Origin of the sequence: Haemophilus parainfluenzae ATCC 33392, from assembly GCF_031191205.1 — a bacterium.
In the GTDB taxonomy this organism is placed as follows: Bacteria; Pseudomonadota; Gammaproteobacteria; order Enterobacterales; family Pasteurellaceae; genus Haemophilus_D; species Haemophilus_D parainfluenzae.
Map to the genome: position 1 here is coordinate 1,554,001 of NZ_CP133470.1, position 13,700 is coordinate 1,567,700.

Annotated in this window: 14 protein-coding genes; 10 read left to right on the forward strand and 4 right to left on the reverse strand. The window is 39.1% G+C overall.

All coding sequences use genetic code 11. The annotated features are described in order from the left end of the window. The first annotated feature begins 8 nt into the window (after positions 1-8). The 5 genes from RDV53_RS07615 (at position 9) to RDV53_RS07635 (ending at position 5,451) form a co-directional block, all read left to right on the forward strand. Positions 9-776, forward strand: a complete 768-nt coding sequence (locus tag RDV53_RS07615) for a TSUP family transporter (RefSeq protein ID WP_005695742.1) — start codon at positions 9-11, stop codon at positions 774-776. A 9-nt stretch (positions 777-785) separates the two neighbouring features. Then, on the forward strand, positions 786-1,745 hold the full coding sequence (gene lpxM, locus RDV53_RS07620) for a lauroyl-Kdo(2)-lipid IV(A) myristoyltransferase (protein WP_005695744.1): 960 nt from the start codon (positions 786-788) through the stop codon (positions 1,743-1,745). A 113-nt stretch (positions 1,746-1,858) separates the two neighbouring features. Then, a complete protein-coding gene (apt, locus tag RDV53_RS07625; protein ID WP_005695747.1) occupies positions 1,859-2,401 on the forward strand; it encodes an adenine phosphoribosyltransferase in 543 nt (180 codons plus the stop codon). A gap of 16 nt (positions 2,402-2,417) precedes the next feature. Next, positions 2,418-4,562, forward strand: a complete 2,145-nt coding sequence (gene dnaX / locus RDV53_RS07630; protein ID WP_005695748.1) for a DNA polymerase III subunit gamma/tau — start codon at positions 2,418-2,420, stop codon at positions 4,560-4,562. Positions 4,563-4,602: 40 nt separating this feature from the next. Then, positions 4,603-5,451 (forward strand): DUF808 domain-containing protein, encoded by an 849-nt coding sequence (locus RDV53_RS07635; RefSeq protein ID WP_005695749.1) that lies wholly within the window; start codon positions 4,603-4,605, stop codon positions 5,449-5,451. Positions 5,452-5,517: 66 nt separating this feature from the next. Here RDV53_RS07635 and proA read toward each other — a convergent pair whose 3' ends face one another. Next, positions 5,518-6,771 carry a glutamate-5-semialdehyde dehydrogenase gene (gene proA / locus RDV53_RS07640; protein WP_005695750.1) on the reverse strand — a complete coding sequence of 418 codons (1,254 nt, stop codon included), beginning with the start codon at positions 6,769-6,771 and terminating at the stop codon, positions 5,518-5,520. Between the two features lie 207 nt (positions 6,772-6,978). Here proA and RDV53_RS07645 point away from each other — a divergent pair, with 207 nt between their 5' ends. Beyond that, positions 6,979-7,359 carry a CDI toxin immunity protein gene (locus tag RDV53_RS07645; RefSeq protein WP_005695751.1) on the forward strand — a complete coding sequence of 127 codons (381 nt, stop codon included), beginning with the start codon at positions 6,979-6,981 and terminating at the stop codon, positions 7,357-7,359. Between the two features lie 156 nt (positions 7,360-7,515). Here RDV53_RS07645 and RDV53_RS07650 read toward each other — a convergent pair whose 3' ends face one another. Beyond that, a complete protein-coding gene (locus RDV53_RS07650; RefSeq protein WP_005695752.1) occupies positions 7,516-8,178 on the reverse strand; it encodes a trimeric intracellular cation channel family protein in 663 nt (220 codons plus the stop codon). Positions 8,179-8,311: 133 nt separating this feature from the next. Between RDV53_RS07650 and RDV53_RS07655 the strand changes: the two genes are divergently transcribed. Together RDV53_RS07655 and RDV53_RS07660 are read left to right on the forward strand one after the other, a co-directional pair. Continuing rightward, complete coding sequence (locus tag RDV53_RS07655) at positions 8,312-9,112, forward strand: HI_1241 family integral membrane domain (RefSeq protein ID WP_005695753.1); 801 nt, start codon at positions 8,312-8,314, stop codon at positions 9,110-9,112. Beyond that, entirely contained in the window at positions 9,112-9,990 is an 879-nt protein-coding gene (locus RDV53_RS07660) for a DMT family transporter (RefSeq protein WP_005695755.1), read from the forward strand. Before RDV53_RS07655 ends, RDV53_RS07660 begins: the two co-directional genes overlap by 1 nt. 52 nt (positions 9,991-10,042) lie before the next feature. On the opposite strand, the gene RDV53_RS07665 is transcribed toward RDV53_RS07660, so the two are convergent. Further along, positions 10,043-10,261: an HP1242/YdcH family protein gene (locus RDV53_RS07665; protein WP_005695756.1), complete on the reverse strand. Its 219-nt coding sequence runs from the start codon at positions 10,259-10,261 to the stop codon at positions 10,043-10,045. A gap of 238 nt (positions 10,262-10,499) precedes the next feature. Between RDV53_RS07665 and serS the strand changes: the two genes are divergently transcribed. Next, a complete protein-coding gene (serS, locus tag RDV53_RS07670; protein WP_005695757.1) occupies positions 10,500-11,789 on the forward strand; it encodes a serine--tRNA ligase in 1,290 nt (429 codons plus the stop codon). A 156-nt stretch (positions 11,790-11,945) separates the two neighbouring features. Beyond that, on the forward strand, positions 11,946-12,890 hold the full coding sequence (gene tehA / locus RDV53_RS07675; protein WP_005695758.1) for a dicarboxylate transporter/tellurite-resistance protein TehA: 945 nt from the start codon (positions 11,946-11,948) through the stop codon (positions 12,888-12,890). Positions 12,891-12,968: 78 nt separating this feature from the next. Here the strand turns inward: tehA and RDV53_RS07680 are convergent, their stop codons facing one another. Then, the gene (locus RDV53_RS07680; RefSeq protein ID WP_005695759.1) at positions 12,969-13,682 is read right to left on the reverse strand and encodes a GntR family transcriptional regulator; all 714 of its coding nucleotides are present in this window, start codon (positions 13,680-13,682) and stop codon (positions 12,969-12,971) included. Between the last annotated feature and the right edge of the window lie 18 nt (positions 13,683-13,700).

Here is a 13,700-nt window from a genome sequence, read left to right on the forward strand (position 1 = left end):
GTTAAATCATGGAGTTGGGGATTGATATATTAGCCATGCTTTTTGCTGCTGCCTTTATTGCCGCATTTATTGATGCGATAGCGGGTGGCGGAGGCTTAATTACAATCCCTGCCTTATTAATGACAGGTATGCCACCAGCAATGGCATTAGGCACGAATAAATTACAAGCATTCGGCGGTGCATTGTCGGCAAGTATTTACTTTCTGCGTAAAAGAGCGGTCAATTTACCGGAGTTTTCTTTCATCTTACTGGTGATTTTTATCGGCTCGGTGATTGGTACGTTACTCATACAAAATTTAGATGCATCATTAATTAAAAAAGGGCTTCCATTTCTCATTTTAGCGATCGGCTTATACTTTTTATTTACGCCTAAATTGGGTGAAAGTGATCGTAAACAACGAATTTCTTACGCTGTTTTTGCGTTATGTTTTGGTTCATTACTGGGTTTTTATGACGGCTTTTTCGGACCAGGGACGGGTTCATTAATGAATCTGGCTTGTGTGACGTTACTTGGATTTAACCTCACTAAAGCGACTGCGCATACCAAAGTGATGAATTTAACCTCTAATTTTGCTTCATTAATTTTCTTCTTTATTGGTGGTCATGTGATTTGGACCGTTGGGTTAGTCATGATGGCAGGAAGCCTGATAGGTGCCAATTTAGGGGCTAAAATGGTGATGGCAAAAGGCAAACAACTGATCAGACCGATGGTGGTGATTATGTCATTTATCATGACGATAAAAATGGCGTATGATCAAGGTTGGTTTCATTTTTAACGATTGATTATGACAGACTCTCAGAAAAAATTACGTATTACGGCACGAACAGGCTATGAACCACATTTTTCATGGTCATATTTGCATCCGAAAAATTGGGGCATTTGGCTCGGTATTTTTGTGCTTTTGTTACTCGCTTTTGTGCCATTTCGTTTACGAGATAAAATGGCTGAGAAACTGGCGCGTGCACTGACGAAAAAAATTGGTAAGCCACGCATTCGTGCTGAGATTAATTTGAAACTCTGTTTTCCAGATTGGACGGATGAGCAACGTAACAAAGTGATTGAAGAGATGTTTGTCACCGTCGCGCAAGTAATGCTTGGTATTGGCGAAATTGCCATTCGTTCTAAAAAACATTTACAAAAACGTAGCGAATTCATTGGCATTGAGCATATCAAGCAAGCCAAAGCAGAAGGGCATAACATCATTTTGATGGTCCCACATGGTTGGGCGATTGATGCCTCAGGTATTATTTTGCATACACACGGCATGCCAATGACGTCAATGTATAACCCGCACCGAAATCCATTGGTGGACTGGTTATGGACTTTAGCGCGTCAACGTTTTGGCGGGAAAATGCATGCTCGCCAAAATGGTATTAAGCCGTTTTTAGCACACATCAAACAAGGTCAAATGGGGTATTATCTTCCTGATGAAGATTTTGGTGCCGAGCAAAGTGTCTTTGTGGATTTCTTTGCCACTTATAAAGCCACGCTTTCTGGGTTAAACAAAATGGCAAAATTAGCGAAAGCAGTAGTTATTCCGATGTTCCCACGCTATAACGCTAAGAATGGCAAGTATGAAATGGAAATTCGCCCACCGATGCAATTAAGCGACGATCCTGAGCAATCAGCCCGTGCGATGAACGAGGAAATTGAATATTTTGTTACACCAACCCCCGAACAATATGTCTGGATTTTACAGCTTCTTCGTACCCGAAAAGACGGGGAAGATATTTACCCAGATTAATTCATTTTATTTATAAAAGTGCGGTCAAAATTCACCGCACTTTTCTATTTTTCTATGCTAGAATGCGAGCCTAAAAACAGGATTTTTTCTTACTCTTTTTTGAGCAATTATTTATGAACAAACAACTTGAATTAATCAAATCTTCTATCAAATCTATCCCAAATCATCCAAAAGAAGGCATTATTTTCCGTGATATCACGAGCTTACTCGAAGTGCCAGCGGCTTTCAAAGCCACAATCGATTTGATCGTTGAAAAGTATAAAGATCAAGGTCTCACAAAAGTCATTGGTACTGAGTCTCGTGGATTTATTTTTGGTGCGCCAGTTGCATTAGCATTAGGCTTGCCATTTATCCCCGTTCGTAAACCGGGCAAATTACCTCGTGAAGTGATTGCACAGTCTTATCAGTTAGAATACGGTCAAGACACCCTTGAATTGCATACGGATGCGATTTCACAAGGTGATAATGTGTTAATCATTGATGACTTGTTAGCGACCGGTGGTACAGTTGAAGCTACCATGAAATTAGTTCAACGTTTAGGTGGTGAAGTGAAACATGCTGCCTTTGTGATTAATTTGCCAGAATTAGGGGGCGAAAAACGCTTACGTGATTTAGGCATTGATTGCTACACCTTAGTGAATTTTGAAGGCCATTAATTTTTAAAGGGATGCGATGAGCTACCAAGTTTTAGCCAGAAAATGGCGACCAAAAAACTTTTCTGAAGTAGTGGGGCAAAGCCATGTGCTCACTGCTTTGGAAAACGGTTTAAAAGAAAACCGTTTACATCATGCTTATTTATTTTCCGGCACCCGTGGCGTGGGTAAAACCTCTATCGCTCGTTTATTTGCGAAGGGTTTGAACTGTGTAAATGGTATTACTGCCGATCCTTGCGGTGAATGTGAAAACTGCAAAGCGATCGAAGCGGGCAATTTTATTGATTTAATTGAAATCGATGCGGCTTCTCGTACAAAAGTAGAAGATACCCGTGAGCTATTAGACAATGTGCAATATAAGCCGGTAGTAGGGCGTTATAAAGTCTATCTCATCGATGAAGTGCATATGCTTTCCCGCCATTCTTTCAATGCGTTGTTAAAAACCTTGGAAGAACCGCCTGAATATGTGAAATTCTTACTTGCGACAACGGATCCACAAAAATTGCCAATTACGATTTTATCCCGTTGTATGCAATTTCATCTTAAAGTATTAGATGAACCGCAAATTTCAGCACATCTTAATCGTGTGCTTACTGCCGAAAATATTCCTTTTGATGCGCCTGCATTAGATAAATTAGCCAAAGCGGCACAGGGTAGTATTCGTGACAGTTTAAGTTTAACGGATCAAGCGATTGCCATGGGCAATGGTAAAGTTTCCACTGATGTGGTGAATACCATGCTTGGGCTGTTAGATGAAGATCAGCCGATTGAAATCATTTACGCCTTACATCAAGGTAACGGTGAGAGTTTAATGAAAACCATCCAAACGGTGGCAGAAAAAGCGGGCGATTGGGATGAATTATTGGCAGAAACAGCTGAGAAATTACATCAAATTGCATTAATGCAGTTGCTCGCTAAAAGTGTGACAGATGAAAACGATCACTTAGGTTTTCTGGCCAAACATATTTCACCGGAAGACGTACAATTCTTCTATCAAGTAATTGTATCGGGTCGAAAAGATTTGGCCTCCGCACCAAATCGTCGAATTGGTGCAGAAATGACATTATTGAGGGCATTGGCATTCCACCCAAAGTTCCTTACGGCAGCACAAACGCCTAAACAAGGCGGGCTATCCCCTGAACAAAATACACAGAAAAGTGGGGTTGAAAATCAGCCTGTTTCTGGTTATGTGGATATGCCGGTGCTGTCGCAAAACATCAAAGCAAATTATTCTGCACAAGCGCAAAAGCCGATGGCTCAATCAGCGGTTGTGCATTCTTCACCTTCTCAACCTGTTTCCACGCAAACCACATCTTCATTGAATTTAGCTAGCCTTGCTGCGCTAGAGGCATTGAATCAATTAACACAAATTGAGCAATCAGAGCGCCAACATCATCATGATGAACAGCAAGCCGCCGTAGAAGAAACTTTGCATCATCTCCAAGCGTTAGATGAGCAAAAAAATTCACCAAAAATGACCGCACTTCCTGTGCGAGAGATGACACCACCGAAAGCTACGCAAACGAAAGCCTCGGTGATAAATCCAATTACTCAACAAGCAGAAGCGTTAAAGCAAGGTATTGAGACGGTTGAAAATACCATTGATGACAACGCTGAAATGGATGCGGAAGAGCAAGAAATTCTGGATGCGGAAACCTATCGTTGGGAGTGGAGCAATCCGGATTTAGCCAAAGTAGATAGCGGAGTGCGTCCTTCTGATATTAAACAGGCAATGTTGAAAGATGTGACACCAGAATTGCGTGAGAAAATTATTCAAATTACGCAAAAACAAGATCCTTGGACGGATATCGTCGAACGTTCTGGGGTGATTGGCTTTTCAAAAGAGTTGGCATTAAATTGCTTTATTAAGTCGCAAACAGAAGATGAAATTCAACTCGGGCTTCATTCTGAAAAAGCCCATTTAAAACAAGATCGAAATATTAAAAATTTACTGGAGCATCTTGAACGTTTATATGAAAAACCAGTCAAATTGTCGATTTTTGTTGAAGATTCCGATGTTTTAACCCCGATGGATTACCGCAAAAAAGTGTATCAAGACTTACGTGAACAGGCGCGTACGGATTTACAGCAAGATAAAAAACTGCTTTTATTACAAAAAGAGTTTGATGCGAAGTTGGATGTTGAAAGCATTCGACCCGTCTAAAACTCATTTCTCTAAATTTTAACTTTATAAAGGAAAAAATATGGCGTTTAGCTCTCTTTTTACTCTTATTGATGACATTGCATCGATTCTTGATGATGTCGCCTTGATGACCAAAATAGCAGCCAAGAAAACCGTTGGTGTAGTAGGTGATGACTTAGCCTTAAATGCTAATCAGGTAACAGGGGCATCTTCCGATCGTGAATTACCCATTGTTTGGGCTGTCACCAAAGGATCCTTAGTCAATAAAGTCATTTTAATTCCAATTGCTTTACTGCTTTCTGCATTTTTACCTTGGTTGATCGTGCCACTTTTGATGATAGGTGGGGCATATTTGTGTTTTGAAGGTGTTGAGAAAATTCTACATAAATTTATTGCTCATGAAGAGCACGAAGAAAAAACAACCTTTAATGAAGCCGCTAAAATTAAAGGGGCGATTCGTACTGATTTTATTCTTTCCGCTGAAATTATTATTATTGCATTGGGCGAATTAACCGAAGCGAGCTTGCTGACTCGCATCATTTCTCTTTCGATAGTGGGTATTGGAATTACTATTTTTGTTTATGGCTTGGTCGCATTGATTGTTAGAGCGGATGATTTCGGTTTATACCTTATCAAAAAAGGTGGTGTGGCGAAGTCAATCGGGAATGCAATTTTAGTGATTATGCCAAAATTTATGCGTTCACTTAGTTTTATCGGTACGCTTGCGATGTTCTTAGTCGGTGGTGGTATTTTCGTACATAATGTGGATTTCATTCATCATTTGCTGGCTGATTATCAATTAGCTGATGGCTTATTAGGTAATGTAGCGACGTTAGTCGTGGGTGTGATCGTAGGCGCGATTGCTTGTGCGATTGTATTACCCGCGATGAAATTATTCGGTAAACACTAAAAACGAGATAAAAAATAACCGCACTTTGATTGTTTCAAGGTGCGGTTTTTTTATGGATGGAACAGATTATTTGCGGGAAGTGTAATCGCCGACACAGACCCATTTATAACTGGTTAAGGCTTCTAATCCCATAGGGCCACGAGCATGAAGTTTTTGGGTACTTACCGCCACTTCTGCACCTAAACCAAATTGTCCGCCATCGGTAAATCGAGTACTTGCATTTACATACACGGCTGCTGCATCCACTTGATTGATAAATTGTGTGGCTAGTCGTTGATTTTCCGTCAAGATACTTTCTGAATGTTGTGTGCCATATTCACGAATGTGAGCAATTGCCTCATCCATGTCTTCAACTACTACGACATTGAGATCTAATGAGCCCCATTCTTGGCGTAGCGCTTGTTCGGTCACTTCTTGCACATCGACATTTGCAGCTTGAAGAATCGAAAGTGCGGTCGATTTTGCATGGAATTTTACTTTTTTCTCGGCTAAATATTTCGCGAGTTTTGGTAGGAAGGTTTCTGCAATCGAGCGTTGAACTAAAAGTGTTTCCAATGTATTACATGTGCTTGGACGTTGGCATTTTGCATTCGCAATCACCGCAAGGGCTTTTTCTTGGTCAGCGCTTTCTTCTACAAAAAGATGGCAAACACCCACACCACCGACAATCACTGGAATGGTAGAGTGTTGTTTACAAAGCTCATGTAAACCTGCTCCGCCACGAGGGATAATCATATCCACGTAGCGATCCAATTTAAGCAGTTGCATCACAAGTTCACGATTCGGATCGGTAATCGCTTGGACTGCATAGCGTGGTAAGCTCGCTTGTTCAAGGGCATTTTGTACCACTTCTACTAAAATTTGGTTGGAATGTTGTGTTTCTTTTCCTCCACGTAAAATCACGGCATTCCCAGTTTTTAAGCAAAGGCTCGCCACATCAATGGTGACGTTGGGACGCGCTTCGTAAATGGTACCAATCACGCCAAGCGGAGTGCGAACTCGTTCGATCTTTAATCCGCTATCTAAGGTGCCCCCATCAATGATTTTCCCCACTGGATCTGCGAGAGAAATCACATGGCGTACATCATTCGCAATGCCTTTTAGGCGATCTTCGGTTAATAAGAGGCGGTCAATTAAGGCTTCAGATAAGACGTTTTGTTTCGCGATTTCAATATCTTTTTGGTTTGCCGCAAGAATACGCTCCGCTTGTTGTTCTAATTGATCTGCAATAATACTGAGCGCATGATTTTTTTCAGTGGTGTTTAACTGCGCTAAAATAAAGGCTGCATCTTTGGCCTGTTTACCCATTTGTTCTAACATATCGAATCCCTTGTTATTTCAACAAAAATATGGTGTAGCTTATCGTAAAAATGAGCAAGGTGAAATGATTAAAATTAAGGATTTTGTGAATTATGAGTAATGATTTATCATCTAGTCAGTTTATATCCCGTGAATAGGGTGCGATTTGAGAATTTATAAATCCTACTTAAGTCTTAATATTTCTTAAACAATAAAATAAAGGTTTGTATGACATTATTTGAAGAGTGTGTAGAAGCTCTTTCAGACGATTTTAGTCTCCTGACAGAGGAGGATGAGAAAGAGGTTCTAAATATTTTTTATAAATATCCATTTGAGTATGGAAATATAGATAAATTAAAGGAAGGTGTTGTTACTTTAAAATTTGATAAATTGATTAAATTGGTTGAAGAAAAAGTTAAATCTTCAGAAGTTTATGTTTTAGCCGATATAAATGGAGTACCTATCTTTAAAACTAATTTATTCTTAGCTTTAGAAAAAATAGATGATATATCTGCATTATCAACAAAAGTGTTTTTGCTTGGGGATGGTTATTTGGCTCAAATAGTGCCCAAAACACCTCCATTAGATATTGTAGCCTTGAATTCTTAGTAGTTTGTGAGTCTGGGATTTTAGCATTGTACAATCAAAGTGTTAGAACATAAAATGTGTTTGGTTTTTAAGAAATTTTTAAATGCTTTTATCTTATGACCCATCATACTATCTCTTTAATTAGAGAAATCTAAATTTAAATCTTATCCATTATTTCTATTTCGTTTTCTTCGGTAATTTATCATGAGTTTCCTCTTCTTGCTCTTGGAAATCGAAAACAGGCAATCCCCAACCAAATCGAACTGCAAGTAAGCGCAATGCAAAACCACTGAATAACGTGAGTAAAATTGAAAGTGTGTGTTCAACTTGAATGTGTTGTAATGCCATATACATAGCGCCAGAGAAGAATGACACGCTGGCGTAAAGTTCCTTTTGGAACACAAGGGGAATGCGGTTACAAAGTAAATCACGTAATACACCACCAAATGCACCTGTCACCGTTGCAGCAATGGATGTCACGGTAAAGCCATAGCCCATATCAATGGCAATTTGTGCACCGATAATGGAATATACGATTAACCCTAAGGCATCTAATACCAAGAAAATCGTGCGGAAGTAGCGCATGAAATGTTTGATGAAGGGCGCGATAAAAACGGTTAATACCGCTGCACCAGCCACCATAATGAAATATTCAGGATGTTTAACCCAGCCAAGCGGGTAGTGTCCAAGTAAGACATCGCGTACCGAACCGCCACCAATCGCCGTCACACAGGCAATAATAATTACCCCGAAAATATCCATTTTTTCTCGTCCAGCGGCTAATGCACCGGTAATTCCTTCGGCTGTTATTCCAATAATATAAAGTACGCTTAATAGCATTTTTTTGTGGTTCCTAAAGTGCGGTTATAATTTTTCTTATTTTAAAAGGGAATGAGTCAAAATGCACGAAAGCCATTAAAAAAAGCTGTAAATTTTGGCATAATGACGCCTTCTTTTTCTAATCGAGAATCTTATGTCAGAAGAACAATCCAAACCCTTAGTCGTATTTCTTGCTCTCTTGCCAATTGGGTTGCTATTAATGATCGAGTTTTTTGCAGAGTCTTTGCAATCTGCTGAAAAATTGATTCCTCATTTAGCCTTTGGTGTGCTGATTGCTCAGTTACTTTGTTTGGTAGCCTTTATTAAAGGCGAAATTTGTCCAGGACAACGCGGACGTTTAATCAAAGCAAATGTCTGTTTTGCACTTTATTGGTTAGTTTGGCTTGGAATGAGCTTAGCCTCACCACATCATTACGTGATGACTGATATTGTCAGTTTATGTGGATTATCTGCTGTATATGCAGTATGGAAACAACCTAAGGATGAGGTCGCTCGCCGTGGTTTTCTCTTAATGGCATCGTTGGTGAGTGGATTGGGTGTGATTGCGTATTTGATGATTTTCTTTGGCAATCCAACACCAAATTTCGTGCAATATAATCCATTGTCACAAGCGGTGATGGGGGTATTATTGGCGAATTTATGCTTGTCTGTTTCTCGTAATCGTTTACAAGGTTTTATTGCATTACTGCCGTTATTGATGATTTTATTGCTTGCGCTAAATGCTTTGGCAGTACTGATCTTTATTATTTATCAAGATGTAAGTGCGGTCAGTTTTGATGGTGTTTTCGCATACGGTATTTATTTTGTTCTTCATTTAATAATAGCTGGGGTATTGCTTTTACACAGTGTCAATAAATGGAAACTCAGTTATAACAGCTTACTCATTTTGTTCTTTATGGCGGCGAGTTTAGCTGTTTGGGCGATGTTTATTTAATGGATAAAATAAAATCTTATGCCGCCCCGATGTTAGTGGTGGGCTGCGTACTATTCGGTTTAGGAAGCCTGATTGTTAAGTTTGTGCCAGTGGGTGGTTATGCCATTGCATTTTGGCGTTTACTTCTTGCCTCTTTTATTTTCTGGTTCTTAATGAAATTAAAAAGACAGCGTTTCCCGAAAAGCCGTAAAGCGATCATGTATGCCGTATTATCCGGTATCTTTTTAGCCTTTGATTTATCTTTTTGGCATGAAAGTGTATATGCGGTGGGGCCAGGCATTTCAACCTTGTTGAATAGCTTGCAGATTTTCTTCTTGGCGGCAATTGGGTATTTATTCTTTGGCGAATGTCAAAGCAAACTACAAATGTTAAGTCTATTTTTAGCGGTTGTGGGAGTTGTCTTAATCACAGGGGAAGAACTACAATATAATTTTGAAGGGATGTACGGCATTATCATTGGGCTCATTTCTGCAGGCATGCTTGCAGCCTCAATGGTTATGATTAAAAAGGTGCACGAAGAAGAACCCACCGCTTTATTTTCGTTAATGTTTATTTTGAGTTTGAGTGGTGCTTTCGTCTTAATTATTCCTTCGCTAATTTTTAATTCCTATAACCTCTATCCTACCACTTTCACCGATTGGGGATTAGTCTTCATTTATGGTGCTGTGATGCAATGTGTCGCCTGGGGCATGATTGCTTATACCATTCCTTATTTATCGTTAGGTTTAACCGGTTTGTTGCTTCTTTCTGAACCGGTGGTTGCGCTCGTAATTGATTATTTTGGATTAGATAAGCCCATCAATCATTGGCAATGGGCGGGGGCAGTGCTGACATTAGTGGCGATTTATCTGGGCTCTCAAAAAAACAAAACCACTTAAAACAAAAAAGTGCGGTAAATTTCACCGCACTTTGTCTTCACATTAAACCAAATTACTCAGCTGCTTTCTTTTTCAAGTATTGATAGAGCTCGTCTTTAATCCGTAATTTTTCTTTTTTCAAGTTCTCAATTTCCGTATGAGTAGCGAGTTCTATGTTATCAATCTTATTTTTGATCTCTTGGTCTAACACATTGTGTTTTTCAAACAAGCGATCGAAATAAGCATCTTTATTTTTGAGATTAGTAATTAAATCGCGAAATTCAGGAAACATTGGTTACTCCTCTTGGTTAACGTTCATTTTCATTATAGAACTTTTTTTTGCTGTTTCTAGTGCCTCATTCTCAGAATTTGACAGAGATCACAAAATTAAATCATGGCAAAGTGCGGTCATAAAATTGGATGTTTTTGAAGAGGTTAATAAAAGAAAAATCAGGGTTTTAACTGGTTTATTTGCTCAAAGCACGCTAGAATAAAGGTATCTGTTTCATAATGAAAAATAGGGAATTCCAATGATCGATCCAAATTTACTCCGTAATAATCTGACTGAAGTAGCAGAAAAATTAAAAGTAAAACGTAACTTTATTCTTGATACGGAAAAACTTACCGCATTAGAAGAACAACGCAAAGATTTACAAGTAAAAACTGAAACATTACAAGCAGAGCGTAACGCGCGTTCCAAAGCCATTGGTGCAGCAAAAGCACGTGGTGAAGACATTGCACCATTATTGGCTGAAGTAGATAACATGGGCGAACAGCTTAACGAAGCGAAAACTCAACTTGATGCCGTGTTAGCAGAAATCAATCAAATCGCGTTAAGTATTCCAAACATCCCCGCGGATGAAGTGCCATTAGGTAAAGATGACACTGAAAATAAAGAAATTTTACGTTGGGGTACACCACGTACATTTGATTTTGAGATCAAAGATCACGTCTCATTAGGTGAAGATGCCAATGGCTTAGATTTTGCCGCAGGGGCTAAATTAGCAGGTGCGCGCTTTGCGGTGATGAAAGGTCAAATTGCCAAAATGCACCGTGCATTAGCGCAATTTATGTTAGATCTTCATACCGAACAACATGGTTATTTAGAAACTTATGTACCTTATTTAGTTAACCATGCGACCCTTTATGGTACAGGTCAATTACCAAAATTCGGTGAAGATTTATTTCATACTTTAGCGCTAGAAGGCGAACAACCTTATGCATTAATTCCAACAGCGGAAGTGCCGGTTACTAACCTTGTACGTGATGTGATTGTTGATGAAGCAGATTTGCCAATCAAAATGACTGCACATACACCATGTTTCCGTTCTGAAGCAGGATCTTATGGTCGTGATACCCGTGGTTTAATTCGTATGCACCAATTCGATAAAGTGGAAATGGTACAAATCGTCGATCCAGATAAATCTATGGAAGCGCTTGAAGAATTAACCGGCCATGCAGAAAAAGTATTACAACTTTTAAATCTACCATATCGTAAAGTCTTACTTTGCACCGGTGATATGGGCTTTGGTTCTTGCAAAACTTACGACTTAGAAGTGTGGGTGCCTGCACAAGATACTTACCGTGAAATTTCTTCTTGTTCAAACATGTGGGATTTCCAAGCGCGTCGTATGCAAGCACGTTGCAAAGCGAAAGGTGATAAGAAAACTCGCTTAGTGCATACATTAAACGGTTCTGGTCTAGCGGTAGGTCGTACATTAGTGGCCGTGCTTGAGAACTATCAAAATGCAGACGGCTCGATTACTGTGCCAGAAGTATTACGTCCTTACATGGGCGGATTAGAAGTGATCTGCAAATAATTAATAATATATTAATTCAATTTAGGGCTAATTTTTATTAGCCCTTTCTTTCATTTAGAGCAATGAGATTTTTATTCTAGTCTTTGAGATAAATCCACATCAATATTCGTGCTTTTATAGGTAATCTTATAAGGTATCAATTTTAGGAGAATAATAATGACTGATAAACGACCTTTTCCTTTGCCAACTGGGTATTTCGCGATCCCATTAGGCTTGGGTGCCTTGTCTTTAGCCTGGCTGCATATGGGCAATACGCTCTCTTTTTCTCGAAATGTGAGTGATATTATTGGATTAATTTCTGTTTCAGTATGGGCACTTTTCGTCTTGCTCTATATTTATAAAATGATTTATTTCTCTCATGAAGTACGAGATGAATATTGTTGTCCGATACGTTTTTCTTTTCTCGCCTTAATACCGATTACAACCATGTTAAGCGGGGATGTTCTATATCGTTGGTATCCTCTCATTGGTGAGGGATTAATTTGGATTGGTACAATTGGGCAATTGTTGTTTGCTTCTGTGCGTATTAGTGCATTATGGAAAGATGGCACATTTGAGCAGAAATCGACACTACCACCATTTTATTTACCCTCTGTAGCCACTAACTTTACCAGTGCGGCTTCATTGGGCTTGCTAGGCTATCAAGATTTAGGCTATTTGTTTTTAGGGGCTGGGATGATTGCGTGGATTATTTATGAACCGGCATTATTACAGCGCTTACGTGTGTTGCAGATTGAACCTCAATTTCGTCCAACTATGGGGATCATTTTAGCGCCAGCATTTGTGGGCTCGTCGGCTTACTTGTCGCTTAATGGAGGAGAGATTGATCTTTTCGTTAAGCTCTTATGGGGATACGGCTTTTTACAAATGTTCTTTTTAATTCGCCTTTTCCCTTGGATTAGTGAAAAAGGGCTGAATATTGGTTTTTGGTCTTTTTCATTCGGATTAGCTTCTTTAGCAAACGGGGCAGTTTCTTTTGTTCATCATAACGTACTGAGCGGGTTGGCAAACGGTGCGTTTATCTTTGCTAACTTGATGATTAGTGGCTTAGTACTGATGACGCTAGTAAAGCTCTTAAAAGGACAATTTTGGTTAAAGTAGTGTAAACAAAAAGTGCGGTTAAAAATGACCGCACTTTTTTTATGAATTTTTAAATCACAGCTTATCATTGACAAAAAATTAGACATGTCGTTTTGCTGTTGATGTAAATGCAATTTTATCTGGTCGATAACTAATACTCCCATATTGAAACGGTCGACCATCAGCCAAATAAGTGGTACTCGTCACATTCACAACCATGTCATACTCACCAAGATCGATCGCATTTTTTTCTTCTTCATTCGCATAGCGAAAGACAATTTTTCGTTGTGAGTGACTAATTTTTAATTTTAATTCGTTTTCTAAATAGTGATAAATAGAGTGCTCAGCGATTTCTCGGCTAATAAAAGGCACGATGCGGCGATCAAAATAAGAAACCTCATATTCAACGGCTTCGCCATCAATTTCACGGAGGCGAGCAATACGGTAGAAATCGATCTGATCGTCGACATTAAAAATATGCATCAGCTCTTCTTCACCTTGCACAATATACAAGCTGGTTAATGTGGTTTTTACTTGATGTGTTGAGGCACTATTTAATTCGCTGACGGTTTTAATTTCGGAAAGCATTTGTGGTTTAGATAAATCATGTTTTAAAACAATCGAATTTCTGCCTTGTTGCTTTTGAATATAACCATCGATTTCAAGTAAAGAAAGCGCTTTTCGAATAGTATCTTTGGAAAAACCATAGCTTTGCATGAGTTCATTTTCACTCGGGAGTTCTTGCAATGGCGCTAAATTACCATTGTTAATTTGGCTTTTTATCTCGTTATAGACCTGCTTGTACTTGCTCATTTCTTATCCTTTTATCAG

Coding starts and splice junctions, on each gene's coding strand:
- RDV53_RS07665 (WP_005695756.1), bottom strand. CDS start 10,261: ATGTTTCCTGAATTTCGCGATTTAATTACTAATCTCAAAAATAAAGAT.
- apt (WP_005695747.1), top strand. CDS start 1,859: ATGAACAAACAACTTGAATTAATCAAATCTTCTATCAAATCTATCCCA.
- serS (WP_005695757.1), top strand. CDS start 10,500: ATGATCGATCCAAATTTACTCCGTAATAATCTGACTGAAGTAGCAGAA.
- tehA (WP_005695758.1), top strand. CDS start 11,946: ATGACTGATAAACGACCTTTTCCTTTGCCAACTGGGTATTTCGCGATC.
- RDV53_RS07635 (WP_005695749.1), top strand. CDS start 4,603: ATGGCGTTTAGCTCTCTTTTTACTCTTATTGATGACATTGCATCGATT.
- proA (WP_005695750.1), bottom strand. CDS start 6,771: ATGTTAGAACAAATGGGTAAACAGGCCAAAGATGCAGCCTTTATTTTA.
- RDV53_RS07655 (WP_005695753.1), top strand. CDS start 8,312: ATGTCAGAAGAACAATCCAAACCCTTAGTCGTATTTCTTGCTCTCTTG.
- RDV53_RS07680 (WP_005695759.1), bottom strand. CDS start 13,682: ATGAGCAAGTACAAGCAGGTCTATAACGAGATAAAAAGCCAAATTAAC.
- RDV53_RS07645 (WP_005695751.1), top strand. CDS start 6,979: ATGACATTATTTGAAGAGTGTGTAGAAGCTCTTTCAGACGATTTTAGT.
- lpxM (WP_005695744.1), top strand. CDS start 786: ATGACAGACTCTCAGAAAAAATTACGTATTACGGCACGAACAGGCTAT.
- dnaX (WP_005695748.1), top strand. CDS start 2,418: ATGAGCTACCAAGTTTTAGCCAGAAAATGGCGACCAAAAAACTTTTCT.
- RDV53_RS07650 (WP_005695752.1), bottom strand. CDS start 8,178: ATGCTATTAAGCGTACTTTATATTATTGGAATAACAGCCGAAGGAATT.
- RDV53_RS07615 (WP_005695742.1), top strand. CDS start 9: ATGGAGTTGGGGATTGATATATTAGCCATGCTTTTTGCTGCTGCCTTT.
- RDV53_RS07660 (WP_005695755.1), top strand. CDS start 9,112: ATGGATAAAATAAAATCTTATGCCGCCCCGATGTTAGTGGTGGGCTGC.